This is a genomic window from Paenibacillus macerans, from assembly GCF_050565405.1.
GTDB classification, from domain to species: Bacteria; Bacillota; Bacilli; order Paenibacillales; family Paenibacillaceae; genus Fontibacillus; species Fontibacillus macerans_B.
The window spans coordinates 1-884 of the sequence record NZ_JBNYYG010000124.1; the positions used below are offsets into that span (position 1 = coordinate 1).

General features: G+C 53.7%; 1 rRNA gene. It reads right to left on the reverse strand.

The features are described 5' to 3' along the window. A 23S ribosomal RNA gene (locus ACQ4N8_RS28115) occupies window positions 1-884 on the reverse strand; the annotation flags it as partial.

The window sequence follows — 884 nt, forward strand, 5'->3', positions numbered from 1 at the left end:
TAGGCTCCCACCTATCCTGTACAAATCGTATCAAAGTCCAATATCAAGCTGCAGTAAAGCTCCATGGGGTCTTTCCGTCTTGTCGCGGGTAACCTGCATCTTCACAGGTATTAAAATTTCACCGGATCTCTCGTTGAGACAGCGCCCAAGTCGTTACGCCATTCGTGCGGGTCAGAATTTACCTGACAAGGAATTTCGCTACCTTAGGACCGTTATAGTTACGGCCGCCGTTTACTGGGGCTTCGGTTCATAGCTTCGGGTTGCCCCTAACCACTCCCCTTAACCTTCCAGCACCGGGCAGGCGTCAGCCCGTATACTTCGCCTTGCGGCTTCGCACAGACCTGTGTTTTTGCTAAACAGTCGCTTGGGCCTTTTCACTGCGGCCCCCTCGAGCTATTCACTCTACCGGGGCACCCCTTCTCCCGAAGTTACGGGGTCATTTTGCCGAGTTCCTTAACGAGAGTTCTTCCGCGCGCCTTAGAATTCTCTTCTCGCCTACCTGTGTCGGTTTGCGGTACGGGCACCTTCTCCTGGCTAGAGGCTTTTCTCGGCAGTGTGAGATCATGACCTTCGGTACTGTAAATTTTCCCTCCCCATCACAGCCCAGCCTTACGATGTGCGGATTTGCCTACACATCAGCCTCACTGCTTGGACGGGGCATTCCATCGCCCCGCGTCACTACCCTGCTGCGTCACCCCATCGCTCATAGCGGATTACGGTGGTACAGGAATTTCTACCTGTTGTCCTTCGACTACGCCTTTCGGCCTCGCCTTAGGTCCCGACTTACCCTGAGCGGACGAACCTTCCTCAGGAACCCTTAGGCTTTCGGCGGATCAGATTCTCACTGATCTTTTCGTTACTCATACCGGCATTCTCACTTGTAT